This window comes from Melghirimyces profundicolus, assembly GCF_003054245.1.
Classification (GTDB): Bacteria; Bacillota; Bacilli; order Thermoactinomycetales; family DSM-45169; genus Melghirimyces; species Melghirimyces profundicolus.
Genome location: NZ_QBKR01000019.1, coordinates 21,221 through 46,637, shown reverse-complemented (window position 1 = coordinate 46,637; position 25,417 = coordinate 21,221). Strand labels below are relative to the sequence as shown.

Here is a 25,417-nt window from a genome sequence, read left to right as displayed (position 1 = left end):
ATCCACCCTCCGCTTCGGTTGCCGGGACCGAAGCCTTTCTGTTTCCGAATCAGCCACCCAAAGGCAAGGAGTGTGAGCCGTGTTTCAATCCACCACCGCCATTTTCGCGACCGGGTTGGCAACATTCCTCATCATCCTGGCTTTCTGTCTGAGGAAAAACCCCTTCCATTCGATGGTTTTTCTCTTCCGGGATTTGATACAAAGCCGTGTGATGTTGTTTCATCTTCTTGGTGGTATGAGCATTTTGCTTCTGAACAAGTTGGAACTGATCATGGAACCCCACCTGGATCCAAATGTGAGTGACTGGACCCCGTATATCAAGGTGTTCGAGGAGAATGTCACCCCGCTGGTGCAGCAATTATTCAAGACCCCTCTCCTCACCTGCGTCACCACCTATTTCTATGTGATCGTGTTCAGCACACTCATGTTCGCCTCGCTGTTCGTCTATCATCACAACCGGGATTATCGCTCCTGGTACACCCTGATCTACGGAATCAGCATCAATTATCTTCTGGCCATCCCTTTTTTCCTTTTCGCTCCAGTTGCAGAAGCCTGGAGCAGCCATCCCGATGTGCAGTTTCTGATTCCCACGGTATACCCGGATTTTGAAGAGCAGTACCGCCACTTTTCCGGACTGAACAATTCATTTCCCAGCCTCCACACCTCCATTTCGGTCACCATGGCGATCATCGCCTGGCAATCCCAAAACCGAAGGCTGGCCGGAGTCAGCGCCCTGTCGGCGGGAATCGTTCTGTTCGCCATCCTGTACCTGGGCATCCACTGGTACCTGGACCTGATCGCAGGCCTCGTTCTCGCATCGGTCAGCGTCAGCCTCGCCTCCCGTTTGTGCGAAATTCCCCTGGGAACGCATCAACTGGAACTCTCCCGCCGAAAAGCATCCGAACAGATGTCCAACCTCTCTTAAATAAAAGAGACACCCCGTCAGGTGTCTCTTATTCCATCCTGTTTCTTATCTTTTCCATCCAGAGAAGCCCTGACAAAAGGACGCACCTTCCGGTCCGCCCTTGTTCCGGGGATCCTGCGTATGTAGATACGACCAGGATCAGCTCTCTTTGTCCTGCTTCTCTTCTTTCGATCCATCCTCCTGGTTAACGACGGCATTAACGGCCGAGCGCTCAAAAACCAATCGGGTGTTTTCGTTCACCTTCAGGGTGATGCGATCATCGGTCAGGTCCAGGATCGTTCCGTGCAGCCCCCCGATGGTGATCACTTTGTCCCCCTTTTTCAAAGCGGACAGCATCGCGTTTCGCTCCTTTTGCCGCTTTTGCTGGGGACGGATCAACAGGAAATAAAAGACGGCAAAAATCAGAATGAGCGGCAGAAACTGGGCTAAACCCTCCATGGTAAATCCTCCTGTCAGTCATATTGTTTATTCCAAGCTGCAGCTGGGTTAGAAATTTCGGGTTGGTTCGGTTGAACCGTAGTACTGTTCAAAGAAACGGTCCCGGAAGTCCAGGAGCCGGTCCTCTTTGATCGCCCGCCTCACTTGTTCCTTCAGCTTGAGAAGGAAATACAGGTTGTGGTACGTGGTCAGCCGGAGGCCGAAGGTCTCATCGGACTTGATCAAATGGCGGAGATACGCCCGGGAATAGTTGCGGCAGGTGTAACAGTCGCATTCCGGGTCCAAGGGAGAAAAATCCCGGGCATATTTGGCGTTCCGCACCACCACCCGGCCTTGGCTCGTCATGGTGGTACCGTTGCGGGCGATGCGGGTGGGCAGGACACAATCGAACATGTCGACCCCCCGGATCACGCCCTCCACCAGGGCATCGGGAGATCCCACCCCCATCAGGTAGCGGGGTTTATCTTCGGGCATCAGGGGAGTGGTCCACTCCAGGGCCTCATACATCATTTCCTTCGGTTCCCCGACACTCAATCCCCCAATGGCATAGCCCGGAAGGTCCACGGAGGTGATTTGCCGGGCGCTCTCTTCCCGAAGATCCCGATGCATGCCTCCCTGAATGATACCGAAAAGAGCCTGATCCTCTTTGCGTCCGTGGGCTTTCACACAACGCTTCAACCACCGGTAGGTGCGTTCCGTGGAAGCTTTCACATAATCCCGCTCCGCCGGGTAGGGCGGACACTCGTCAAAGGCCATGATGATATCCGCGCCCAGGGCGTTTTGAACTTCCATCGATTTTTCCGGGCTGAGAAACAAAGGCTCCCCACTCAGGTGAGAACGGAATGAAACCCCTTCTTCGGTAATCTTGCGCAAATCGGAAAGGCTGAATACCTGAAAACCCCCGCTGTCGGTCAGGATGGCCCGGTCCCAATTCATGAACGAATGCAATCCCCCCGCTTCCCGGACCACTTCATGCCCCGGACGAAGGAAGAGATGGTAGGTGTTGGCCAGGATGATCCCGCTCCCCATCTCTTTCAGCTCTTCGGGACTCATGGTCTTCACCGTGGCCAAGGTCCCCACGGGCATGAACACCGGGGTGTCCACGGTGCCGTGGGGCGTATGTAACCGGCCGAGCCGGGCGCCGGACTGTCTGCAGGTTTTGATCAACTCATATCGTACAGCCAATGGGCTTCCTCCTACTCGTACCATTATACCTTAAGACGGGGGGCGGATAAACGGGCGGTTCCATCCCAATCGGTCACAGGATCAACATGGCGTCGCCGAAGCTGAAAAAACGGTACCGCTTTCGCACGGCCGTCCGGTAGGCTTGAAGAATCAACTCCCTTGACGCGAAAGCGCTCACCAACATCAACAGCGTCGAACGGGGCAGGTGGAAATTGGTGAGCAAGGCATCCACCACCCGAAAGCGATACCCCGGATAGATGAAAATATCGGTCCAGCCGCGGGCCGCCCGGATCTCTCCATGCTCCCGGGCCACACTTTCCAGCGTCCGTACCGACGTGGTGCCTACCGCCACCACCCGTTTGCCTTCCTGTCCGGCGGAACGGATCACCCCGGCGGAGGTCTCCGACACCTCATAGTACTCGGCATGCATCCGGTGGTCTTCCACATTCTCCGCCGTTACGGGACGGAAGGTGCCCAAACCGACATGGAGCGTGATCGGGGCCAACCGGATTCCCTTTTGCTTTGCCCGATCCAAAAGTTGCGGCGTGAAATGCAGACCGGCCGTGGGAGCGGCGGCGGAGCCGACGACACGGGAGTAGACCGTCTGGTACCGCTCCGGTTCGTCCAATTGCTTGCGAATATAGGGAGGAAGGGGCATTTCCCCCAAGTCTTCCAACAGCTTATCCAAGTCTGAACTTCCGTACCGGAGTTGAAATACCCGTCCTCCCGCCGCCTCGGTCTTCTCCTTCGCCACCGCTGAGAGCAACCCGTCCCCGAAACGGATCACGGTTCCCTCTTTCACCCTTTTGGCCGGCTTTACCAACGCTTCCCACCGGTCTTCTCCCAAGGGGTTCAGGAGCAAAAGCTCCACCCGGGCTCCGGTTCCCTCCTTGGTCCCGATCAGGCGGGCGGGCCGGACGCGGGTGTCATTCAACACCAGCACGTCTCCGGGATTCATGTATTCCAAGAGGTCGGGAAACCGGCGGTGCGACACCGTTCCACGGTCCCGGTCCACCACCATCAGACGGGAGCCGCTCCGCTCCGCCGCCGGCTCCTGGGCGATCAACTCTTCGGGTAACTCAAAATCGAACAAGGATACGTCCATGGGTCTTTCTCCAATCGAAAAAATTCAAGGCAAAAGATCCGTCCATCGGTCACAAGAACGGGAAACCGATCTGTTGTCCCCGTCACCGCTCATCTATCGTATATGGCAAGAGGTGAGAAGTAAAGCGGGAAATGATCTCTGTTCGGGACCGAGCCCCCCCTTTCCTCATGGGCCGATCCCGTAACCCGCGTTGCGTCCGATACGGTCTGGTCAAAAACCGCGAGAGTCCATCCAGCGCTGCGGATGGACTCTCGATTTCTCCTTTCAACCTGCGCTCTCACCGGAACAGGCGAAACAGGTACAGCAGGAGGGACAGCACCACGCTGATGATGATACTGGTTACCACCGGAAAATAAAACTTGAAGTTTTCCTTCTCGACCACGATGTCCCCGGGCAGGCGCCCCAGGTTGAAGAAACGGCCGCCCAATTGCCAGATCAGGCCCACCGCCACCAAAAGCACCCCGAGGAAGATCAGCATTTTTGGCATCGGACTCATTTCGGCAACTCCACCCCAAAATGTTGGTAACAGCGGGGGGTCACCATCCGACCCCGGGGGGTCCGCTGCAGAAGACCGGTCTGCATCAGGTAAGGTTCGTAAACATCTTCCACCGTATGGGACTCTTCCCCGATCGTGGCCGCGATCGTTTCCAAACCGACCGGCCCCCCGCCGAAGTGCTCCATGATGGATTTCAGAAGTTTATGGTCCACTTCATCCAGTCCCAGTTTGTCCACTTGGATCCGGTCCAATGCGTCACGGGCGGTGACTGACGTAATCACCCCGTCTCCCTGCACCTGGACAAAATCCCGAACGCGTTTCAGGAGACGATTGGCCACTCGGGGGGTACCCCGTGCCCGGCAGGCGATTTCCTCCGCCCCGTCCTCCCGGATCGTCACCTGCAACAAGTCGGCCGCCCGCATCACGATCAGAGTCAACTCCTCCGGCGTGTAATACTCCAGCCGGCTGACCACCCCGAACCGATCTCTCAGGGGCGAGGAGAGGGAGCCCGCCCGGGTGGTCGCCCCCACCAGGGTGAAAGGGGGCAAATCGAGACGGACGGATCGGGCGCTGGGCCCCTTCCCGATCACGATGTCGAGGGCGAAATCCTCCATCGCGGGATAGAGGACTTCCTCCACGCTCCGGTTGAGGCGGTGGATCTCATCGATGAAAAGGAGGTCTCCCTGTTCCAGATTCGTCAGGATCGCAGCCAGATCTCCCGGACGCTCGATGGCCGGACCCGAGGTGGTGCGAACATGGACCCCCATCTCATTGGCAATGATATGGGACAAAGTGGTTTTCCCCAGACCGGGCGGACCGTACAGCAACACATGATCCAGAGTGTCCCCCCGCATCCGGGCCGCTTCTATGTAAACTTTCAGGTTTTCCTTCACCCGCGTCTGACCGATGTAATCATCCAGATACCGGGGACGCAGGCTGAGGTCCACCGGTTCGTCTTCCGCCGACAGGTGGGAAGAAACAATTCGTTCATCCATCCCGCATCCCCCTTGAAGCGTTGTGATTTACTTTTAGGCTCAGAAGAAGGGAAGCGTTTACCCGAAATAGCGACTTTGCTGTCCTGCCCAGCGGAGAATCAGCCTGCAAGGGTGTTCAGGGGCAAAAGCTTCTCTGTGTTGCATCCGAAGGCGTTTGCCCCTGCCCGCAGCAGGATGATTCGGAGCGGACAGTGCCACATCTCTGCAGGACAGCAGCCGGAGCGGCTTTGGGTAAACGCTGCCGCTCACTTTTCCACAATACTTTTAGCCCTTCATCGAAAGCTGAAGCGCGCGTTTGATCCACTCGTCAAGGCCGGGTTCCCGCTCACCGAATCCTTCCCGGGCCTCCCGGACGGAACGGGAAGCTTCTTCCTCATTATATCCCAGGGCCTTAAGGGCTTCAATCGCTTCCAGGGCACGCCCTTCACCCGACAGCCTCCCTGCGGGTTCCGGTGACCGGGAAAGCGGCCGGGCCCACTCCGCCTTTCTCAACTTATCCTTGAGATCCAGCACGAGCCGTTGGGCCGTTTTTTTTCCGATTCCCGGAAGCCGGGTGAGAACGTTCAGGTTCTCCTGCTCCACCGCTTCCGCCAGCCGCTCCGGCGAGCCGGCCGCGGTGATGGAGAGAGCCACCTTTGGCCCGATCCCGGACACCTCCAGCAACATCCGGAAAAGATCCCGGGTCACCCGGTCTTGGAACCCGTACAGCAGGTGGGCGTCTTCCCGGACCACCTGATGGGTATATACCCGGACCTCTTCCCCTTCCCCCCATTCGAAGGGATTGGCACAAAAAATCCGGTACCCCACTCCTTTCACTTCCACAACCACCGCGTCCAGGGTGTGATATACCACCTTTCCCCGTATGTAGTCAATCATTTTCGTCTCCTCCCCCCTCCAACCCGGTCCGTAAACGTGGTGGAGTGGGCCTGGCAGATGGCCACTCCCAGGGCGTCGGCCACGTCGTCGGGCTTCGGAATATCGGACAGACCCAGAAGCATCCGAACCATCTCCTGAATCTGCCGCTTTTGCGCCTGTCCGTATCCCACCACCGCCATCTTCACCTGGAGGGGAGTGTACTCGGTAATGGGGGCACCGGCTTCTTCCGCCGCCAGCATCATCACCCCGCGGGCCTGACCCACGGTAAAGGCGGTCGTGACATTCCGGTTGAAAAACAGCTTCTCGATGGCCACCACATCGGGCTTGTACCGTCTCAGCAGCGTTGTGGCCCCATCATAAATCTGTTTGAGTCGGGTCCCCGTCGGAAGCCCCGCTTCCGTCTGGATGCTTCCGTAATCGATCGGGGTCAACCGGTTCCCCCGCCGGTCGATCACCCCGTAACCGACGATGGCGATCCCTGGGTCGATCCCCATAATCCTCACGCCTTTTCCTCCCCATTCGCGAACATTCATTCTCTTCTTTGCAACTGCTTGATTATATCATACTTCCGACCCAGTTATGACCCTTCCCATCCTTTCCATCTTATTTTCGACAATGGAGAAAAAGGGCCGCCCACCGCATGATTTCCTTCTCTCCCGCAAATGACTAATCATAAATCAATATAAGGGGTGCCAACATGAAGGAACCCATGCGATACGGAATCAAGATGCTCCTGTTGGCGGCTCTGGTCACCGGTTGCGCAGGAAACCGCCTTTCCGCCCCGGAAAGGGCGGCCGTCGACTTCTACAAAGAGGTTTGGGTGGAAGGGGACATGAACCACTCGGGCCGGATGCTGCAAAACCGGCAGGATGAAACCGATCTTCGCTGGAGGGTGGCACAGACCGCCGACACGGAGAGAAAAAACCCGCCCATCCTGGTCACCGTCTCCCCCACCGATTCCCAGATGGCATCCAAAACCATCCTGATCCACCGCCCATCGGACAAGCGGGATTACAAAGTCCGTGTCCAGCGGTCGCCCACTGGATGGAAGGTGGTCAAGTTTGAACAGAACTACGACAAAACCCGGGGCGGCTACATCAGTAACGATGCCTACCAGCGGTATGTCCGGGAATATCCCGCCCTCACCTGGAAACGGGTGGAGAACCCCTGAACAACGGCGGATCACGGGGATCATGATCTCTTTCAACAGGGAGTCCGGCATGTCCTTTCCTTTTTCTGTCGAACCCCTCCGACCATCCCCGTTTCCATCTTTTCGGCAGGTGGAATCCCTGTTTGGGACAAAAACCGGCCTCGATCCCCCGCACCTTGTTCCAACTTTTACCTCACCGTCCATTTCCGCATACTTCGTCCATTTCCGAGAGACCATACTTTCTGTAATTCAAGCACAAGGAGGATTCTCATCATGCCGCATCGAATTGAAAATGCCGCTAACCAGGCACAGCAAGCACTTCAGCAGATCCGACAGATTGCCCAACAGCTGCAGCAGCAGGAAGCACAAAATGCCCTTCAGTTCCAGCAGGGCCAATCCGCACCCAACTTCGCAGCCCGCGAGCAAAACGCCGTCCAACAACTCAACCAGGTCCAGCAAGCCGCCCAACAGCTGCAGGGAGCGATTCCCCAGGTCCAAGCCCAAGCTCAAAACTACGCTCAACCTCAAAACTACGGCGCCCAGCCTCAAGCCTATGGGGGTGCCCAACCTCAACCTCAGGCTCAGCAGGTTTACGGGCAGCAAGCTTACAGGAACGCACAGTCCTACGCCGGTCAAAATACGGTTCCGGCTTACAGCCAAACCGACGTCCAACAAGTGCGTCAACAGAACCGGCAAGCCGCCAACCAACAACGCCTGCCCCAATAAACAAAACCCTGTGCCGACAAAAAAGCGAACCGTCCTTGGAGAGGACGGTTCGCTTTTTTTGGGTTGCTTCACAGATTCTCTTCTCTATCTCTTGATCTTTATTTTCGTTGTCCATATTTTCCTGTCCGGAGGTGTTGTAACCCACCAGGACTCCAGGGGTGAAAGAAGGATCAGCGAAAGAAGAGACGGCTTTCTTTTCATGTGCAAGGTAACAGAAATCTTGCGGAAAAGTTGCAAAGAAAAAACCGGCCGAATAGCCGGTCGGTGATCCCCAACAGGTGTCACAACGCTCTCTTCAGCACATTTTTCTGAACATATGCATGGATGATCCATTCCACCACCGCGATAAACAACGCCGCTCCAAGGAAAAAAGAAAGGTTGGTCAGGGTCAGGTCCATGGCATACAGCCGGTTTCCCACAAACCCGATGACCAGAAGGGCGAGAACAACGTCCACCAGGGTCAGGACGGTGTTGTTGACATGGGGAAGGATCCAAACTTCCCCGAGGATGTAGCCCACCACCGTCAGGACCAGACTGACGACGGCCAGATGGAGCCAGTTTAAATTCTGCACCCAACCCAAGGCGATGATCAGGCTGAGATACGTGGCGATGAATTTGACCAGCAGAAGTTTGCCGTGAAGCATCGGCCCCCCCCTCTCCGAAAACTCCAATCTTGTTCCATGATTCCCATTGCGGCAGGGTTTATACCCCGGTCTCCGGGTAGATCCCCCCCTTTTGGCACAAACTCACCGTAAGCATGGAAGAAAGGAGTTGCCATGATGACACCTGAAAAACAACGGACCCACACCGACAACCGACATCGGTTGGCTTATTCCGACGAAGGGATCCGGAACCCGGGCGAAGACAACCCCCACGCCGTCACTTCTTCCATTCAGGAATCCTACGGCCCCACCCCTTATGACCGGGAGGAGTTGAAACGGGAAGAGAAAATATCGAAGAAGGACAACACCGGGAATCCATAAACACTGGACGGTCCCGTGAGTGGGGCTCACACCGTCCAACGGGTCTGATCGATGTTCGCATTTCACCGGAACACCACCGGTTCATATGCCCAATCCATGACCTCGCCGGCGGTGATTCCGCCGGATTTTTAATGCGACCTGGAAATCGGATTTTGTTGACACAAATCCGCCCTCCCACATAAAATATGAGGTAAGAGTTGTTGCATCAGGGCAAAAATAATTTCCCCGAGAAAAAATAATTGCTTTATAAAACAAAAATGCTTATGGGCATTTTTTGCCTGAAACACACGGAGGGAACCGGCATGACTACCGTTATTCCACTGTCTGAAGCCGTCCCGGGCCAAACCCTTCGCATCCGGCGGCTGGAACTCAACGGAACCATGCGCCGTCGGTTGCTGGACTTGGGGTTCGTACCGGGAGCGGAGGTCTATGTGTTGCAGAAAAGCCCACTGGGTGACCCCGTCGCTTTTCGGGTGAGCCATACGACAATCGCTTTGCGGAAAGAAGAAAGCTCCAAGATCTTCGGGGAACTCCCGGGAGGTGAAGGATGATGCGGCATTGTTGCGAAAACGGCGCATCCTGCCATCATAAGAATCCTTCCGATCAAAAGGGGAAAACCACCCGCTTTCGCGTCGCACTCGCCGGCAACCCCAACACCGGGAAGAGTACGCTCTTCAACGCCTTGACCGGACTGCGGCAACATACCGGCAACTGGCCGGGCAAAACCGTCCTCCGTGCCGAGGGAACGTATTCTTTCAAGGATGTGACCTACACGGTGATCGATCTTCCGGGCACGTATTCCCTTTACTCCAACTCGGCGGACGAAGAAGTGGCCCGGGATTACATCGTCTTTGAACAACCGGACGTCACCGTCGTCGTCCTGGACGCCACCTCCCTGGAACGGAACCTCAACCTTGCCCTGCAGGTCCTGGAAATGTCCGAACGGGTGGTCGTTTGCCTCAACCTGATGGATGAAGCCAACCGGAAGGGCATCCGGATCGATGACCGGAAACTCTCCTCCAAGCTGGGGGTCCCGGTGGTGAAAACAGCGGCCCGGGACGGCAAGGGACTGACGGAACTGAAGGAGACCGTCGAAGGGGTGGCCCGTGGACACATCCAGACCCGGCCTTTCCGGATCCGGTACAGTGATGAAATGGAAGAGAAAATTAAAACGATCGAGGCGGATATCCGGACAATCTTCGGGAACGATCTGCCGAGCCGTTGGATCGCTCTCCGGTTGCTGGACGGGGATCCTTCCCTGACGGAGGCCCTTAAAAAGCGGATCGGAAAGGAGGAATCCACCGATGGAGCCATCGCTCAACCCCCTTATCCGGCCGAAGCATAACCAGCTGGACACCCTGGCTTCCAAAGCCCGGTCTTTGGCGGACCCGGACAACCGGGACAACATGGTCTCCAGCATTTATAAAACCAGCCGAGCCATCGTGGGCGACGTGGTCCAATACACGGACCGACAACAACGGCAGCATTCCGAAAGGTTGGATCGCATCTTAACGTCCAAGATCTGGGGCTACCCCATCATGCTGGCCATGCTGGCCACAGTCTTCTGGCTGACCATCGCCGGAGCCAACGTCCCGTCGTCGATGCTGGCCGAAACCTTCGCCTGGTTGGAGGGTTATATCACCCTCGCGTTTCAAGCGGTGCACGCACCCGACTGGTTGCACGGTCTGTTGGTTCTGGGTCTGTACCGGGGCATTTCCTGGGTGGTCAGTGTGATGCTGCCGCCGATGGCCATCTTCTTCCCGGTGTTCGCCCTCCTGGAAAACTTCGGCTATCTCCCCCGGGTCGCCTTCAACATGGACCGTCTGTTTAAGCGGTCCGGCGGACATGGGAAACAGTCCCTGACCATGGCGATGGGCTTCGGATGCAACGCGGCGGCCATTATGTCCACGCGGATCATCGAATCCCCCCGGGAACGGATGCTGGCCATCCTGACCAACAACTTCGTCCCTTGCAACGGACGGTGGCCCACATTGATCGTGCTCTCCTCCCTGTTTATGGCCGCCGGAGTGGCCAGCGGGCTGCAAACCTTCGTCACCGCCGCCGTGGTCTTGGGCATCGTGCTCTTCGGGATCGTCGTTACCCTGACGGTCTCCTGGGTGCTTTCCAAAACGGCCCTGAGAGGGGTTCCCACCCACTATACGCTGGAGCTTCCCCCCTACCGCCGTCCGAAGTTCTGGAACACCGTGATCCGGGCCACCCTCGACAAATCCCTGTTCGTCCTCAAGCGGGCGGTCATCATCGCCGCCCCGGCCGGGGTGATCACCTGGATCCTGGCCAACCTCTTCGTCGGGGACATGAGCATCTTGGAGCATATCGTCGCATTCCTGGATCCCTTCGCCCGGGCGCTGGGGCTGGACGGGTACATCCTGATGGCGTTCATCCTCGGTTTGCCGGCCAACGAAATCGTCCTTCCCATCCTGCTGATGGGATATCTCTCCACGGGGGCAATGACCGAAGTGGAGGACATGGCCGCCTTGAAGCAAATCTTTCTGGACCATGGGTGGACCTGGCTGACGGCACTCAACATGATGCTCTTCTCCCTTCTCCACTACCCCTGCGGAACCACCCTTTTCAATATCTACAAAGAGACCAAAAGCCCCAAATGGACCTTCCTCGCCTTTGCCATCCCGACGGGGATCGCCATCGGAGTCACCTTCACCGTGGCTCAGGTCGTGCGGGGACTGGGCTGGGTTTGAATCAACGGATGCAAAAAACGCCGCGGTACGCCGCGGCGTTTTTTATGAATGAGGATCACACACCTGCTCAGGGTGCTGAAGGTCCGTCGTTTCGACCTGGATGGTGGTATGCCGGATCTGAAAGCGTTCCTCGATTTTCCGGATCGCCTGTTGCAGGATGACCTGACCGTCCCGCTCATCCTCAATCACCAAGTGACAGCTCAGGGAATCCAACCCGGAGGTGATCGTCCAGATGTGAAGATCGTGAACGTCGTTGACTCCCCGGATCTCCCCGAGGGTCTTCCGAACCTCCTCCTGATCAATGGTGACGGGCGTCCCCTCCATCAGAATATGGATGCTGTCACTAAGCACCCCCCAGGCGCTCCGCAGGATGAAAAGGGCGACGATCACACTGATCACCGGATCCGCCTCATACCAGGAATACAACGTCATCAGCACTCCGGCCACGATCGCCCCCACGGATCCCAGCGCGTCCCCCAGGATGTGGAGAAAGGCGCTTTTCAGGTTGACATTCTCCTTGACATCCCCTTTTTTCATAAGAAACCAGGCACTCACCAGGTTGGCGGCAAGGCCGACGGCAGCGATCATCATCATGGACCCGCCCGCCACTTTCGGCGGCGAGAGGAATCGATTCACCGCTTCCCATACGATAAAACCGGCGATCACGAACAGGGTCACTCCGTTAAACAGAGCCGCCAGGATTTCAAAGCGGTAAAAACCAAAACTCTTATTCGGAGACGCCGGCCGCGCGGCGAACCACATGGCAGCCAGGCTCAGTGCCAATGAACCCGCGTCGCTCAGCATATGTCCCGAATCGGACAGGAGGGCGAGACTGTTGGTCAAGAGACCGCCGAAAAACTCCAGCAACATGATCCCCGTCGTGATTCCCAAAGCGATGGTCAGACCTTGTTTGTTTTGCTCTCTTTGATCGCCGTGATGACGGGAGTCGCCGTGGTGGTGATGGTGCATGTTCTCCCCTCCTTACCCGTGCTCCACGTGGCGGATGGTTTGATGGAGCAGAGCCAAAACATGATCATCCAGGCAGGAGTACAGGTACGTGGAACCTTTCCTCCGATATTTTACCAGCCGCAGGTTCCTGAGATACGCCAGCTGGTGGGATACGGCCGACGGGGAAAGGCTCAGAGCCCCGGCGATCCGTCCCACCGATGCCTCTCCCCTGGAAAGAAGATGTAAAATTCGAATCCGGGTCGGATCCCCCAGTGCCTTAAACGTTCGTGAAACCTCTTCCACTGTTTCCTCAGGAAGAGGAAAACCGGATGATTCCGTTGCCAAATCCCCCACCTCCATGTTCCATGGTACCAATATATGAATATGCGCTCAAATATCGAAGATAAATTTGAAGAGATGCAAATGATCGTTGACATTTTTTCGAACCGCCGCATACAATTAGCTTAACGATTTTTGCTTAAGGGCAAAATTAATTTCTTCAGCAAACATTATGTCCTTAAGGAAATAAAAATTGACCCATCTACTTTTCCTTCGTGGGGTAAAGAAAAATGGCAGAAAGCAAGAATGGGGGAGAACAGATGAAAAGGTACACGACGTGGATGTTTCCGGTTTTCTGCTTGATTCTGTCCGCCATGCTGATCCTGTCCGCCTGCGGCGTACATGGAGGTTCCGGCATTCCGCAGGACGGTCCGATCCGGGTGACCGCCACCACGGGGATGGTGGCCGATGCCGTCAAAAACGTCGGCGGGGACCGGGTGGAAGTGACCGCGTTGATGGGGCCGGGGGTGGATCCGCATTTATATAAAGCCTCCCATGGGGATATCAAGAAACTGGAGGATGCCCACATGATCTTCTACAACGGCATTCACCTGGAAGGCAAAATGACGGACATCCTCGCCAAGATTTCCGGGGAAAAACCGGTGATTGCCGTGGCGGAGGGAATCGATGAAAAAAAGCTGATCCGGACCGCCGACAACCAGTACGATCCCCACCTCTGGTTTGATGTGGGGCTCTGGATCGAAGCGGTGAAACGGGTGGAAACCGAGCTCTCCAAAGCCGATCCGCAACATCGGGAAGATTACCGAAAACGGGCGGAAGCCTATATCGGGAAACTGAAGGAACTGGACCGGTACGCCGAAGAACAAATCCGAAGCATCCCCGAAGAGCGGCGCGTACTGGTCACCGCCCATGACGCCTTCGGATATTTCGGAAAGGCTTACGATATGGAAGTGGTCGGTCTTCAGGGTATCAGCACCGCATCGGAATACGGGCTCAAGGACGTACAGCGCATCGTCAAACTGCTGGTCGATCGCGAAATCAAAGCGGTGTTCGTGGAATCCAGCGTTCCCAATCGCTCCATCCAGGCGGTGGTGAAAGGAACGGAAGAAAAAGGACACAAGATCTCCATCGGCGGTGAACTCTTTTCCGACGCCATGGGCAAAGAAGGAACCGTTGAAGGCACGTACGTCGGCATGGTCCGCCACAACGTGGATACCATCGTATCCGCTCTGAAATAGTACGAATCGGAAAGGAGACACCCACCATGAAAAGGATCCACAGCCCCGTCTCGATCCGGGACCTGTCAGTGGCCTACCACCGCAAGCCTGTCCTCCGGGACATCCAGTTTGACGCTCCGGAAGGAAAACTGATCGGAATCGTGGGCCCCAACGGCGCCGGTAAGTCCACTCTGATCAAAGCGATGATGAACCTGCTTCCTCTGACCAGCGGGGATGTGAAGATTTACGGAAAGCCGTATAAAGAACAGCGGGACCTGGTGGGCTATGTCCCCCAGCGGGAATCGGTGGACTGGGACTTTCCCACCAGCGCCCTGGACGTGGTCCTGATGGGACGCTACGGCAAACTGGGTTGGTTCCGCCGGCCCAAAGCCGCCGACCGGGAATTTGCCATGGACTGCCTGGATAAAGTGGGCATGGCCGACTTCGCCAAACGGCAAATCAGTCAGCTGTCCGGAGGCCAGCAGCAACGGGTCTTTCTCGCCCGTTCCCTCGCCCAGGACGCCCGGATCTACTTTATGGATGAACCCTTCGTCGGCGTGGATGCGGCCACGGAAAAAGCGATCATCCGCCTTCTGAACGAGTTGAAAGCACAGGAGAAAACGGTGCTGGTCGTTCATCATGACCTCCAGACCGTCCGGGAATACTTCGACTGGCTCCTGATGCTCAACATGCGTCAAATCGCCTTCGGTCCCACTTCCTGGGTGTTTACGGCGGATCATCTGCAGAAAACCTACGGCGGACGACTGACCGTGTTGCCGGAACTCCCGGATCCTGTCGCCGTGACGAGGTGATCCTCATGAACTTCCTGTCGCAAGCGTCACATTTTCTCTCCGATCCCAACACCCTCTGGGTGTTGTCCGGCACCGTCCTGCTGGGGCTTTCCAGCGGCGTGATCGGCTCTTTCGCCTTTTTGCGGAAACGGGGGCTGATGGGCGACGTTCTCGCCCACGCCGCTCTACCCGGAATCTGTCTCGCCTTTATGCTGACGGGTTCGAAAAATCCTTTCTTCTTCCTGATCGGGGCGACGGTGACAGGGATTCTCGCCTCCATGGCGATCAACGCCATCACCCGGTTCTCCCGGATCAAGGAAGACACTGCTTTAGCGCTCGTGCTCTCCGTCTTCTTCGGAGTGGGAATCGTCTTTCTCACCCAGATCCAGCACACCAACTACGGCAACCAGAGCGGCCTGGATAAATTCCTGTTCGGCCAGTCCGCTTCTCTCGTCGGAGACGACGTCTGGGTGATGGGAGGAGTCGCGATCGCCCTCCTGCTGTTCTCCCTCTTGTTTTTCAAGGAGTTCAAGCTCCTTTGCTTTGACCCCGGCTTCGGTCGGAGCCTGGGTTTTCCCGTCGGCATGCTGGACCTGGTTTTGATGTTGATGCTGGTCGTGGCCGTCGTCATCGGCCTCCAGGCCGCCGGCGTGGTGTTGATGGCCGCCCTGATCATCACCCCTGCGGCGGCGGCCCGGTACTGGACGGAACGGCTGGACAGGATGCTGGTGCTGTCCGCCCTTCTCGGCGGGATGTCCGGTGCGCTCGGCACCCTGTTCAGTGCGACCACGGCGAACCTCCCCACCGGTCCTTTGATCGTGGTGGCCGCCACCGTGGTCTTCCTGATTTCCCTCATCTTCTCCCCCCGGCGGGGACTGCTGGCCAAAGCGGTCCGTCTCGCCCGCATGCGAAAACAGGCGGCCCGGGAACGCGTGTTGCACTCCCTCTACGAGAACCGGGAACAAGGCGGTTCCGGTGAGCTGGATACGGAAACGATTTTGCAGAAATATCCGATCCCCCGGCGCCGCCTGAAATCTGCCCTCGCGTCCCTGATGCGGGACGGATGGATCCAAGTGTGCAAAAGGAACGGAGCCTTCCGCATCCGGGGGACGGAAGAGGGTTGGATCCAAGCCTATGAGACCGTCCTGCGCACCCGGATGACCGAAGTGTGGATGATGCACGAGAACGAAATCGGGGGCAACCTCCGCGAAGAGGGAACCGGTTCTGTCACCGGAGAGATCCCGCCGGATCTGTTTGAGCCCTTGTGGAACCTGCTGGTCAAGCATGGCCGGGAACCGAAATGGAAACCGGATGCGGGAAGCATACCCGCCGGGGAAGGAGGAATCACCCCATGAGCATGGGACTGACCATTATGGTGACCGGAGCGCTGGTGGCTGCCTCCTGCGGATTCCTGGGATGCTTTTTGATTCTCCGCCGCATGGCCATGTTGGGAGACGCGATCAGCCACGCCGTCCTCCCCGGAATTGTGATCGCCTTTCTGATCAGCGGCAGCCGGGATTCCCTCCCGATGCTGCTGGGGGCCGCCGCCTTCGGTCTCCTGTGCACCTTTTTCATCCAGAGCCTGCGCTCACAGGGAGTTCAAAGCGACGCGGCGATCAGTGTGACCTTCACCGCCCTCTTCGCCATTGGTGTGATTCTCGTTTCCCTCTACACCCGGCAGGTGGACCTGGACCTGGATTGTGTCCTCTACGGGGAAATCGCCTACGTCCCCTGGGACACCCTGTCTCTATTCGGCCACAACATCGGCCCCAAGGCGATCTGGGGAGTGGGAACGGCTTTCCTCCTCAGTCTTCTCATCGTCGGCCTGTTTTTCAAGGAGTTCAAAATCGTCTCCTTCGATCCTCAGATGGCCGCCGCCCTGGGCATCCCCGTCCTGTTGATCCACTACCTCCTGATGGGCCTCGTCTCCGTCACCACCGTCGCTTCCTTTGAAAGCGTCGGGGCCATTCTGGTGGTGGCGATGCTGACCGTGCCGTCGGCGACGGCATATCTGCTGACAGACAGACTGGAAACCATGCTGGCGATCAGCGTCGGGGCGGGCATTCTCAGCTCCCTCTTCGGTTACTGGCTCGCCCTCGTCTTCGACGCCTCCATCGCCGGTTCGATGACCGTGGCGGCCGGCACCTTCTTCCTCCTCGCCTTTCTTTTCTCCCCCCTCCACGGCGTCGTCACCCGCTGGCTGATCCGCCGACGGCTGCGCACCGCCACCGCCGTGGACCATCGGTAACAAATGCCCCCTCCGGCAACGGAGGGGGTTAAAAAATGCTGCCACTCTTGTACCCTGTTGCCCTTCCAAGCGATGATGGGTTTCCTGCACTTCGAAATGTCATCCCTCCAAGAAGTTGATTTCAAAAGGGGAGGGTTTATGGTCTTCGTCACTGCCACTCAACAGGGAGCATCATCCATCTCGTCGACAAGTGGTGTGATAAACAAAAAGAAGCAGAATCCCGGTGATCCTGCTCCTAAAATCACAATACTTCCAATGAAACCATCTATACCTTCTGTACCCGCTTGAAGTACGGATAAGAAGCGGTCCGCAACCCTTCCTCAAACAGCTCCACATCCGGCATCTCCCGTTCTTTTGCGACCCGGATCGCCTTTTCCCGGTCATAGTTCACCCGGCGGAGTTGGACCGCCGCCCCGGTGAGGTTGAGATCAATGACGGGATCTCCGTCGAAGGGAAGGCCGATGCTGCCGGTGTTGACGACAGTAACACCGCCGGTGCACCGGACAAAGGCATGGTGGACATGCCCGAAGACCGCCACATCGGTATCTTCCTCCCGTCGAAGCCGGTTCAACTCCTCCACCGGAGACCAGGGCCATATCACTTCATCGAGGGAGTCGGGAGTGGCATGGAACCCTTCGAAACGGAACCCTTCGGCGGACCAGCAGTGGTGATTCCCGGCTTTTCTCCAGCCACTTTTTCAACTCGCTCTCGGACCTCGGAAAAGAGGCGGCCGCGGACAATCGCCGCATAAACCCCGCATCCCCGTGCCAAGAGGCGACGGCACCGAGGTCTCCGTCTTCCATCGCCGTCAGGCGCACCCTTTTTCCTGACAACAGCGGATCAATCATCGTATTGCTCCAATTCGGCATCGTCGATCTCAAAGTTGGAATAAACGTTCTGCACGTCATCGTGGTCCTCCAACTGTTCCATCAACTGGAGCATGTTTTTCACATCGTCCCCTGTCAGGTCGACGGTGTTCTGAGGAATCTGGGTCACCTCGGCGGTGGAAAACCGGATCCCTTCATTTTCCAGTGCATTTTTCACCTCTTCGAACTGGTCGGGGGAGGTGGTGATCTCAAAACTGTCCTCTGTCGCTTCAAAATCTTCCGCCCCGGCTTCCAACACCTTCAGCATCATCTCGTCTTCATCCAAACCGGCGGATTCCCGGTCGATCCTTAAGAATCCCTTCCGGTCGAACATCCAAGCCACACAGCCGCTCTCGCCCAGGTTGCCGCCACGCTTGGAAAAAATGTGACGCATATCGGCAGCGGTCCGGTTGCGGTTGTCCGTCAGAGCCTCCACCATGACCGCGGCGCCCCCCGGACCGTATCCTTCGTAGGTGACGGCCTCGTAATTGCCCCCTCCTTCCTCTCCGGTCCCTCTTTTGATCGCCCGCTCAATATTGTCGTTGGGCATGTTTTGGGAGCGGGCTTTGGAGATCGCCAGGCGCAGGCGCTGGTTTTGGGCGGGGTCGCCGCCTCCTTCTCTGGCCGCCACCGAGATCTCGCGGGACAGCTTGGCGAACAGCTTTCCACGGAGCGCATCTTGGCGGCCTTTTCGATGTTGGATGTTCTTCCACTTGGAATGACCGGCCATCAACCATCACCTCTTCACCATCGGTTCAAACATGATGCATCCGGAACGCCGTTAACATAAGAGGACTGACGTCCGGATCTCCGGGTGTAAACAAAAGTCCACCTGCCCGGAATCGGCATGGCGGACCTCCCAAGACCGATCCGCCCGATGCCGGACCGGGCGGATCCCGCTGTCGTCCCGCAACTTTCGCGGCGTTTTCTGCCTCTCTCATGATATCACAAGTACTGGAATCTACCAACCGGCCCATCGATGAAGAAACTCCCGGTATCGGGGAAGCGTCTGTGCGATTCTCTCCAGGTAGGGAAGGGTTTTGTCGCAGGCATACCCTTTTTTGTTCAGGGCAAGGCCGAGGGATTCCCGTAGAAACTCGTTGGGAAAACCGAGAAGAATGGCAAGGATTCCCCGTTCCACCGGTGTCAGGGGCCGATGAGACTCATAGACCCGGAGGATTTCCGAAAAAAGGAAGGCATCCCACCGCTGTACGGTCAGTGCCCGGGAAAGAAGCTGCCAAAGATCTCCCACCTGTGCATCGTACTCCGCTGTTTCAAAGTCGATCAGCCATCCCTCCCCCTTCCTGTCGATTAAAAAGTTATGGCAGGCGAGATCGCGATGGGTAAGACAACGCATCCCCCTTTCCCACTGGATCAGGTTTTTCAACGGCATCCCTTTCAAACGCCTTCGGGCTTCGTTTCCGAACTGCAGAAACACCGGGCCGTATTGCCTCAAAAGGTCTCCGAATTCTCCTTTTGTCTCTGTCACGTTCTTCATCAAAAGAGAAAAGGAACGGTATCGGGATTCGATCCGCTCCTCCAATAAATGAGAATGGAAAGAGGACGGCGGAGTGAGAAGACCCCGTCCGGCCCGGTGAAACCGGGAGAGAAGCCCTGCCGCCTTCCGAATGTCCCCGGGGTTTTGATACGTGGCCGGCTGCGCATCCACCCAGGCGGTCAAGAGCCATTTGCAACCGTCAGTGCGGTAAAGAGGCATCCGGTCAAACCCTCTCTGCCGAAGCTCTCGATCCACCCATGCCCACCACCGGAGATGGAAAGGGTGACGACTGGCTTTCACCACCCATTTTCCCGAATCCGTTTCCAGAAGCCGATATCTGCGGTAGTTTCGGACATCGTGAATTTTTTCGCCCAAGGCCTTTTCCCATTGCGCAAGGTCCGCTCCACTCATCTCCAGCATCCTCCCCCGCCTCTCTCACTTCTCGGACGAACTTTCCTTCCAGCTCTTTTCTTCCTCGTAGAGAAGAGAGGAAAAGTCCGGATGGTTTTCTTCCTCTTTTCCGGGAGCTTCCGTTACGGGGGAAACCTTACCCGCGGGATAAGACGGGTAGGGTTCACCTTGGCCCCGGGTTCCCGGCGGTGGACCGAACCCGGGGAACGGGTAAGGGTACGGTGTCATCGGTTGCTGCTGTTGCTGGTCCTGGTCCTGATCCCGCCGGGGCGGCTGCGGAAAGGGGAACGGGAACATCGGCTGCTGTGGCTGGTCTTGGTCCTGATCCCGCTCGGGCGGCTGCGGGAAGGGGAACGGAAATGGAAACATCGGCTCCTGTTGCTGATCTTGGTCCTGATCCCGCTCGGGCAGTTGCGGGAAGGGGAACGGAAACATCGGCTGCTGTTGCTCCTGTTGACTTTCGGCCTGTTGTTGCCGCATGTGCCCGGACCGGCCGAACCCCGGCCAGGGGTAAGTCCGTGGTGGTTGAGGTGCTCCGTAACCTGGATAGGGAGCCATCGGTTGTCGAGGGGGTCCGTAAACCGGATACGGGTAAGGCATCATAGGTTGCATTCCGGGATAGGGTGTGTAAGGCATCGGAAACGGTCGGGACCCGCAGCCGCACCCCCCTTTTTGGGAAGGCGGGTAGGGTGGCATCGGCATCCCCGGCATCATGCCGCCCGGCAGCTCGGACCGGTATTCGGGCGCTTTCGGCATCGGGGGCATCAGCGGAGACGACCCGGGTCGTTTGGGCAGAGGTCTCTCCCGGGGAGATTCCGGGGATTCGGGCGACTCCGGACTTTCAACCTCTTTTTCACGAGAGGTGAACGCTTTGCTCCGTCTCTGCCGGTTCACCGGAACCTTCTTTCCGGGAATACGCACCTTCGCTCCCGGTTCCAATCGATCGGGTTCCAGGTCCGGGTTGGCCTCGGTCAGCCGTTCAAAAGGGATGTCAAACCGCTCTGCAATCTTCTTCAGGGTATCCCCCGGCTGAACAACATGCAGTTTCAAATCGATTTCCCTCCTTTAGAAGACAATACGTTCTATATATATGCGCCCACGGGCGGTTTGCCCCCCTCTGTCGAAGGAAAAGATATGAAAAGGAGTTGACGCCCCACCGGACAACCCGTATGGTAAATTTGCGACCGGACTGCGGTTCCTTCATTTCGGTACCTCTCCACCTTCCCTCCGACATTCAACCTGATTTCACAGTAAAGGAGTATGTTATGAGGATTAAAGGACATCCTGTATGGATCGCGTTCAGTCTTTTCTCCCTCTTCGCAACCTTGGTGCTGGCCACCGGCTTCGGGTGGGCGGTCAAAGACGTGCTACGTCCCTCCTCAGACCGGATCCCCGCCGGGGAAGTGCAGGAAGCCGCCGGACGCGGGAAATCGAAAGAAGCCCTCCTGGTCAGCCTCGGGGATTCCCTTACCCGCGGGACCGGTGATACCAGCGGGCAGGGCTACGTCTCCAGGGTCAAAGAAGCCCTCCGGGAGAAAAACGGAACTCTCGGCGCGGTCAATCTCGCCGTCAAGGGGCAGACTTCGGACCAGTTGAAGCGGCAAGTCAAAAAGAAACGGGTGCGCGCTCTTCTCGGGGACGCCCGCTGGATCACCCTGACCATCGGAGGAAACGACCTCTTCCGCAACAGCGGGGCCCTGGAAGAACTGGATCCCGAAGGGGCGGAAAAAGCCCGCAAAGCTTACCGTCAAAACTTGAATGAAATCCTCTCCGTCATCCGGCAGGAAAACCCGTCCTCCCCGGTGTTCATGTTCGGATTGTACAACCCTTTCGGAGATCTGGGAGAGAAAGAAATCAGCAACCGACTCGTGCGGGAATGGAACCGGACCCTTTCCGAAGTGGCCGGGGATTACGAGAAGGTGGTCGTCGTTCCCGTCTACGACATCTTCCAGTTGAATCCGGAAAAGGTTCTGTACTCCGACCGGTTCCATCCCAACCGGCAAGGGTATGAATTCATGGCCGTCCGTCTGTTGCAGGCCTTGCACCGGCAAGCGGAGGAGGTATCCGCTGATGACCGTTGAAGCGAACCCCCCGGTCCTTCGCGTCGAGGGATTAAGCAAACGGATCGGCAAGAGGATGATCGTCCGGGATCTCGACTTCGAAGTGAAACAAGGGGAAATCTACGGTTTTCTGGGTCCCAACGGGGCGGGGAAAACCACCACGATCCGGATGCTCGTCGGTCTGATCCAACCGACGGAAGGGACGATCCGAATCGCCGGACACGACCTGGAGAGAGAGCCCTTGAAGGCTTTGCAGCATGTCGGCTGCATCGTGGAAAACCCGGAATTGTACCCTTATCTCACCGGCAGGGAGAACCTGGAGCTGTTCGCCCGCATGACCGGGGATGTCTCCCCGAAACGGATCGACGAAGTGGTCCGGCTGGTGGAACTGGGCCATCGGATCGACGACAAGGTGAAAACCTACTCTCTGGGGATGAAACAACGGCTGGGGATCGCCCAGGCCCTTTTGGGCCGGCCACGCCTCCTGATCCTGGATGAACCCACCAACGGTCTCGACCCCGCCGGCATCCGGGAAATGCGCCATTTCATCCATGGGCTGGCCCGGGATGAAGGGATCAGCGTTTTTATTTCAAGCCACATTCTCCATGAAGTGCAAATGCTGTGTGACCGGGTGGCCATCATCAGTAAAGGCCGGATCATCCGGACCGGTGCCGTCAGCCGTCTGTTGGAAGGCGATCCCCCTGTCGAATGGGAATTCTCCCCCCTCGAACAGGGTGTGGACCTCCTCCGTTCCCTTTCTTACATCACCGCCCTGGAACGGTTGTCGGAAGGCCGGGTTCTCACCCGCATCCCCGAGGACCGGATCGGCGAAGCGAACCAAATTCTGGCGGAAGCCGGGATCCGGGTGAACACCATCCGCCGCAAAACGCCCACCTTGGAAGACATTTTCCTTCAGATGACAGAGGGGGATTCCATTGCGTAACTGGATCGGCCTCGTCTATAACGAGTTGTTGAAAATGGTGAAGAAAAAACGGGTTCTCGTCGTCCTTTTGATCACCGCCGTTTTGATCCCCATCTTTACTTACGGGGAGTACCGTTCTCTTCAAAACACCGTGGAACAGATGGGAACTTCAGACTGGCGCTCTCTTCTGCAACAACGGATCATCGATGCCCAAAACCGCCTCTCCTCCAGCCGGTTGCCGGAGGAATGGAAACAACAGATCAAGTTGAACATCCAGCAGCAACAGTACTACTTGGACCACGACATTAACCCGACAGCACCGGGCGCCCCCACCTTCGTCCGGGGATTTGTCGAGGAAGCGGTCTCCCTGTTCCTTCCCCTGCTGGTGGTCGTTGTCGCCTCGGACATCGTCAGTTCGGAACATTCCGCGGGGACGATCAAACTGCTGTTGACCCGGCCCGTACGAAGGTGGCGGATTCTCTTGTCCAAATACCTGGCCCTGTTGCTGCTCGTCTCCTTCATCATGACCTCCACCGCTGTCCTGGGATATTTGATCTCCGGGGTCATTTTCGGTTACGGGGGATGGGATATGCCGGTGTTTACCGGTTTTCAGGCAAACGGCGGGGAACTGAATACCGAAAGCGTCCACCTCATTCCCCAATGGCAATACATCCTCATGGGATACGGTCTCGCCTGGTTTTCCTGCATCGCCGTTGCCACCCTCTCCTTCATGGTGTCGGTTCTGGTCCGAAGCACCGCCGCCAGCATCGGGATCATGATGGCGGCCCTGATCTCCGGCAGTCTCCTGACCCAGCTGGCCCCCACCTGGACCGCACTCAAATATTTGGCCTTCACCAATCTGCGGCTGACGGATTATCTTTCGGGAGAGCCCTCCATGATCGAGGGAATGACCCTCCCCTTCTCCCTGACGATCCTGGGACTCTGGTCTCTTGTCGGACTGGTGGTGGCATTTACAGTGTTTGTGAGGCGGGACGTACTGGCATGAAAAAACCCCCGCGGCGAACATCCGCCACGGGGGTTTTTCCCGTTTCTTCATTCCGAATCGTCAAACCGGCATTCTTTGAGCGGCACGACCCGGGTTCCTTTGATCCATTTGTACCCGAACCACAGGGCCAAAAACAGGGGCAATCCGATGTAGGAGACCAGAATGCCGTACCAGTCCACTTGTCCGCCGGTAAAGGCGGAGTAGTTTTGCCCGCCGATCACGATCAGACAGAGGGCAAAAGCGAAAAGCGGTCCGAAGGGAAACCACTTGGCCCGGTAGGGCAGTTCGCTCAGATCTTTCCCCTGGGCCACAAAAGCTTTCCGGAACCGGTAGTGGCTGATGGCGATTCCCAGCCACACGATGAAACCGGACAGCCCGGAAGCATTCAGCAACCAGGTGTAGACCGCCCCGTCCCCGAAAACCGAGGCCAAAAAAGCCAGCATCCCGACGGCCGTGGTCGCCAGCAGTGCGAAGACCGGGATTCCGCGCCGGTTCACCCGGGCGAAGAAGCGGGGAGCGTGCCCCTCCTTCGCCAGATGCCACAACATCCGGGTGGAAGCATACATCCCCGAGTTTCCGGCGGAAAGCACCGCCGTCAGGATCACCGCGTTCATCACGGAGGCGGCAAAGGCGACCCCGGCCCGGTCAAAGATGATGGTGAAGGGGCTGACCGCCACATTCCGAACGTCATCGTTCAACAGCTTGGGATCGGTGAAGGGGATCAGCAGACCCACCACAAAGATGGCCAGCACATAAAAGAGAAGAATGCGCCAGAACACCTGCCGGACGGCCCGCGGGACGTTCCGCCGCGGGTTCTCGCTCTCGCCGGCGGCCACCCCGATCAACTCCGTCCCCTGGAAGGAGAAGCCGGCCACCATGAAAACGGCCAGAATCGCCGCCCCGCCGCCGTGGAACGGCGCATCTTCGATGGTCCAGTTTTTGAGTCCGACCGCCTCACCGCCCATGATTCCCACGATCATCAAAAGACCCACGATCAGGAAAATGACCACGGTTCCCACTTTGATCATGGAGAACCAGTATTCCGCCTCGCCGAAACCGCGGACGGAAAGGAAATTCAGAATAAACATCAGGAGGAGAAACAGCGCACTCCACAACACCGAGGGGCTGTCGGGAAACCAGAATTTCATCACCAGCGTCGCCGCCGACAGATCGGCGGCGATGGTGATCGCCCAGTTGTACCAGTAGTTCCACCCCATCGCAAAGCCGAGGGCGGGATCGACAAAGCGGGAAGAATAAGTGCTGAAGGAACCCGCCACCGGCATATAGGAGGACATTTCCCCCAGACTGGTCATCAAAAAGTACACCATGATTCCCACCGCGACGTAAGCAGCCAGCGCCCCGCCGGGACCCGCCGTCGCGATGGAACTTCCGCTCGCCACAAAAAGCCCGGTCCCGATGGCCCCGCCGATGGCGATCATCGACAGATGGCGGGCTTTCAGTTCCCGGCGGAGCCCGCCTTGGCCGCGGGATTCCGTTTGAATGCCGTTCCTCGATACCGTACTCAAGGTTTCATACACTCCTTCTCTTGATCTT

General features: G+C 57.4%; 30 protein-coding genes. 14 read left to right on the top strand and 16 right to left on the bottom strand.

Annotated elements, in window-relative coordinates:
• The first annotated feature begins 79 nt into the window (after window positions 1-79).
• Window positions 80-925 (top strand): phosphatase PAP2 family protein, encoded by an 846-nt coding sequence (locus C8P63_RS13305; RefSeq protein ID WP_108025013.1) that lies wholly within the window; start codon window positions 80-82, stop codon window positions 923-925.
• Between the two features lie 138 nt (window positions 926-1,063).
• On the opposite strand, the gene yajC is transcribed toward C8P63_RS13305, so the two are convergent.
• The 7 genes from yajC to ruvC all read right to left on the bottom strand — a co-directional run bounded on the left by yajC (window position 1,064) and on the right by ruvC (window position 6,523).
• A complete protein-coding gene (yajC, locus tag C8P63_RS13300) occupies window positions 1,064-1,363 on the bottom strand; it encodes a preprotein translocase subunit YajC (protein ID WP_108025011.1) in 300 nt (99 codons plus the stop codon).
• A 48-nt stretch (window positions 1,364-1,411) separates the two neighbouring features.
• Window positions 1,412-2,548, bottom strand: coding sequence for a tRNA guanosine(34) transglycosylase Tgt (gene tgt / locus C8P63_RS13295; protein WP_245920891.1), 1,137 nt, complete (start codon window positions 2,546-2,548; stop codon window positions 1,412-1,414).
• Between the two features lie 73 nt (window positions 2,549-2,621).
• Entirely contained in the window at window positions 2,622-3,653 is a 1,032-nt protein-coding gene (gene queA, locus C8P63_RS13290; protein WP_108025007.1) for a tRNA preQ1(34) S-adenosylmethionine ribosyltransferase-isomerase QueA, read from the bottom strand.
• A gap of 277 nt (window positions 3,654-3,930) precedes the next feature.
• Complete coding sequence (locus C8P63_RS13285) at window positions 3,931-4,149, bottom strand: DUF2905 domain-containing protein (protein WP_108025005.1); 219 nt, start codon at window positions 4,147-4,149, stop codon at window positions 3,931-3,933.
• Complete coding sequence (gene ruvB, locus C8P63_RS13280) at window positions 4,146-5,144, bottom strand: Holliday junction branch migration DNA helicase RuvB (protein ID WP_108025003.1); 999 nt, start codon at window positions 5,142-5,144, stop codon at window positions 4,146-4,148. The genes C8P63_RS13285 and ruvB overlap by 4 nt, the downstream gene beginning before the upstream one ends.
• Before the next feature lie 264 nt (window positions 5,145-5,408).
• Window positions 5,409-6,020: a Holliday junction branch migration protein RuvA gene (ruvA, locus tag C8P63_RS13275; protein ID WP_108025001.1), complete on the bottom strand. Its 612-nt coding sequence runs from the start codon at window positions 6,018-6,020 to the stop codon at window positions 5,409-5,411.
• Window positions 6,017-6,523 (bottom strand): crossover junction endodeoxyribonuclease RuvC, encoded by a 507-nt coding sequence (gene ruvC / locus C8P63_RS13270; RefSeq protein ID WP_108024999.1) that lies wholly within the window; start codon window positions 6,521-6,523, stop codon window positions 6,017-6,019. The genes ruvA and ruvC overlap by 4 nt, the downstream gene beginning before the upstream one ends.
• A gap of 194 nt (window positions 6,524-6,717) precedes the next feature.
• Here ruvC and C8P63_RS13265 point away from each other — a divergent pair, with 194 nt between their 5' ends.
• Window positions 6,718-7,191, top strand: a complete 474-nt coding sequence (locus tag C8P63_RS13265) for a hypothetical protein (RefSeq protein ID WP_108024997.1) — start codon at window positions 6,718-6,720, stop codon at window positions 7,189-7,191.
• A 252-nt stretch (window positions 7,192-7,443) separates the two neighbouring features.
• Window positions 7,444-7,896: a hypothetical protein gene (locus C8P63_RS19590; RefSeq protein ID WP_245920889.1), complete on the top strand. Its 453-nt coding sequence runs from the start codon at window positions 7,444-7,446 to the stop codon at window positions 7,894-7,896.
• 281 nt (window positions 7,897-8,177) lie between these two features.
• Here the strand turns inward: C8P63_RS19590 and C8P63_RS13255 are convergent, their stop codons facing one another.
• Window positions 8,178-8,540, bottom strand: a complete 363-nt coding sequence (locus tag C8P63_RS13255; protein ID WP_108024995.1) for a DUF2512 family protein — start codon at window positions 8,538-8,540, stop codon at window positions 8,178-8,180.
• Window positions 8,541-8,675: 135 nt separating this feature from the next.
• On the opposite strand from C8P63_RS13255, the gene C8P63_RS13250 reads away from it, so the two are divergent.
• The 4 genes from C8P63_RS13250 to C8P63_RS13235 all read left to right on the top strand — a co-directional run bounded on the left by C8P63_RS13250 (window position 8,676) and on the right by C8P63_RS13235 (window position 11,596).
• Entirely contained in the window at window positions 8,676-8,879 is a 204-nt protein-coding gene (locus C8P63_RS13250) for a hypothetical protein (protein ID WP_108024993.1), read from the top strand.
• Between the two features lie 302 nt (window positions 8,880-9,181).
• Window positions 9,182-9,430: a FeoA family protein gene (locus tag C8P63_RS13245; RefSeq protein WP_108024991.1), complete on the top strand. Its 249-nt coding sequence runs from the start codon at window positions 9,182-9,184 to the stop codon at window positions 9,428-9,430.
• Complete coding sequence (locus C8P63_RS13240) at window positions 9,427-10,224, top strand: FeoB small GTPase domain-containing protein (RefSeq protein WP_245920887.1); 798 nt, start codon at window positions 9,427-9,429, stop codon at window positions 10,222-10,224. Before C8P63_RS13245 ends, C8P63_RS13240 begins: the two co-directional genes overlap by 4 nt.
• Window positions 10,184-11,596 carry a nucleoside recognition domain-containing protein gene (locus C8P63_RS13235; RefSeq protein ID WP_108024987.1) on the top strand — a complete coding sequence of 471 codons (1,413 nt, stop codon included), beginning with the start codon at window positions 10,184-10,186 and terminating at the stop codon, window positions 11,594-11,596. The genes C8P63_RS13240 and C8P63_RS13235 overlap by 41 nt, the downstream gene beginning before the upstream one ends.
• A gap of 42 nt (window positions 11,597-11,638) precedes the next feature.
• Here the strand turns inward: C8P63_RS13235 and C8P63_RS13230 are convergent, their stop codons facing one another.
• On the bottom strand, window positions 11,639-12,565 hold the full coding sequence (locus C8P63_RS13230) for a cation diffusion facilitator family transporter (protein ID WP_108024985.1): 927 nt from the start codon (window positions 12,563-12,565) through the stop codon (window positions 11,639-11,641).
• 12 nt (window positions 12,566-12,577) lie between these two features.
• On the bottom strand, window positions 12,578-12,904 hold the full coding sequence (locus C8P63_RS13225) for an ArsR/SmtB family transcription factor (RefSeq protein ID WP_108024983.1): 327 nt from the start codon (window positions 12,902-12,904) through the stop codon (window positions 12,578-12,580).
• Between the two features lie 239 nt (window positions 12,905-13,143).
• Here C8P63_RS13225 and C8P63_RS13220 point away from each other — a divergent pair, with 239 nt between their 5' ends.
• The 4 genes from C8P63_RS13220 to C8P63_RS13205 are packed head-to-tail and all read left to right on the top strand — an operon-like array spanning window position 13,144 to window position 17,100.
• Entirely contained in the window at window positions 13,144-14,082 is a 939-nt protein-coding gene (locus C8P63_RS13220) for a metal ABC transporter solute-binding protein, Zn/Mn family (RefSeq protein ID WP_425437306.1), read from the top strand.
• 26 nt (window positions 14,083-14,108) lie between these two features.
• Window positions 14,109-14,873 (top strand): metal ABC transporter ATP-binding protein, encoded by a 765-nt coding sequence (locus C8P63_RS13215; protein ID WP_108024981.1) that lies wholly within the window; start codon window positions 14,109-14,111, stop codon window positions 14,871-14,873.
• A 5-nt stretch (window positions 14,874-14,878) separates the two neighbouring features.
• Entirely contained in the window at window positions 14,879-16,207 is a 1,329-nt protein-coding gene (locus C8P63_RS13210; RefSeq protein WP_108024980.1) for a metal ABC transporter permease, read from the top strand.
• Window positions 16,204-17,100 carry a metal ABC transporter permease gene (locus C8P63_RS13205; RefSeq protein ID WP_425437305.1) on the top strand — a complete coding sequence of 299 codons (897 nt, stop codon included), beginning with the start codon at window positions 16,204-16,206 and terminating at the stop codon, window positions 17,098-17,100. The genes C8P63_RS13210 and C8P63_RS13205 overlap by 4 nt, the downstream gene beginning before the upstream one ends.
• Window positions 17,101-17,365: 265 nt before the next feature.
• Here C8P63_RS13205 and C8P63_RS13200 read toward each other — a convergent pair whose 3' ends face one another.
• From C8P63_RS13200 to C8P63_RS13180, 5 genes are all read right to left on the bottom strand, one after another.
• A complete protein-coding gene (locus tag C8P63_RS13200) occupies window positions 17,366-17,671 on the bottom strand; it encodes a metallophosphoesterase family protein (RefSeq protein WP_245920886.1) in 306 nt (101 codons plus the stop codon).
• Window positions 17,672-17,702: 31 nt separating this feature from the next.
• A complete protein-coding gene (locus C8P63_RS13195) occupies window positions 17,703-17,948 on the bottom strand; it encodes a hypothetical protein (RefSeq protein ID WP_108024978.1) in 246 nt (81 codons plus the stop codon).
• Complete coding sequence (locus C8P63_RS13190) at window positions 17,941-18,696, bottom strand: YebC/PmpR family DNA-binding transcriptional regulator (protein ID WP_108024975.1); 756 nt, start codon at window positions 18,694-18,696, stop codon at window positions 17,941-17,943. The genes C8P63_RS13195 and C8P63_RS13190 overlap by 8 nt, the downstream gene beginning before the upstream one ends.
• Before the next feature lie 231 nt (window positions 18,697-18,927).
• Window positions 18,928-19,875, bottom strand: coding sequence for a phosphotransferase (locus C8P63_RS13185; RefSeq protein WP_170109651.1), 948 nt, complete (start codon window positions 19,873-19,875; stop codon window positions 18,928-18,930).
• A gap of 24 nt (window positions 19,876-19,899) precedes the next feature.
• Window positions 19,900-20,925: a LysM peptidoglycan-binding domain-containing protein gene (locus tag C8P63_RS13180; RefSeq protein ID WP_170109650.1), complete on the bottom strand. Its 1,026-nt coding sequence runs from the start codon at window positions 20,923-20,925 to the stop codon at window positions 19,900-19,902.
• A 215-nt stretch (window positions 20,926-21,140) separates the two neighbouring features.
• On the opposite strand from C8P63_RS13180, the gene C8P63_RS13175 reads away from it, so the two are divergent.
• From C8P63_RS13175 to C8P63_RS13165, 3 genes are read left to right on the top strand one after another with little or no spacing between them, the layout of a single operon-like run.
• A complete protein-coding gene (locus tag C8P63_RS13175) occupies window positions 21,141-21,956 on the top strand; it encodes a GDSL-type esterase/lipase family protein (protein ID WP_170109649.1) in 816 nt (271 codons plus the stop codon).
• On the top strand, window positions 21,946-22,878 hold the full coding sequence (locus tag C8P63_RS13170; RefSeq protein WP_108024967.1) for an ABC transporter ATP-binding protein: 933 nt from the start codon (window positions 21,946-21,948) through the stop codon (window positions 22,876-22,878). The genes C8P63_RS13175 and C8P63_RS13170 overlap by 11 nt, the downstream gene beginning before the upstream one ends.
• On the top strand, window positions 22,871-23,863 hold the full coding sequence (locus C8P63_RS13165; RefSeq protein ID WP_108024965.1) for an ABC transporter permease: 993 nt from the start codon (window positions 22,871-22,873) through the stop codon (window positions 23,861-23,863). The genes C8P63_RS13170 and C8P63_RS13165 overlap by 8 nt, the downstream gene beginning before the upstream one ends.
• A gap of 47 nt (window positions 23,864-23,910) precedes the next feature.
• Here C8P63_RS13165 and C8P63_RS13160 read toward each other — a convergent pair whose 3' ends face one another.
• Window positions 23,911-25,302 (bottom strand): amino acid permease, encoded by a 1,392-nt coding sequence (locus C8P63_RS13160; RefSeq protein WP_245920903.1) that lies wholly within the window; start codon window positions 25,300-25,302, stop codon window positions 23,911-23,913.
• Window positions 25,303-25,417 lie beyond the last annotated feature (115 nt).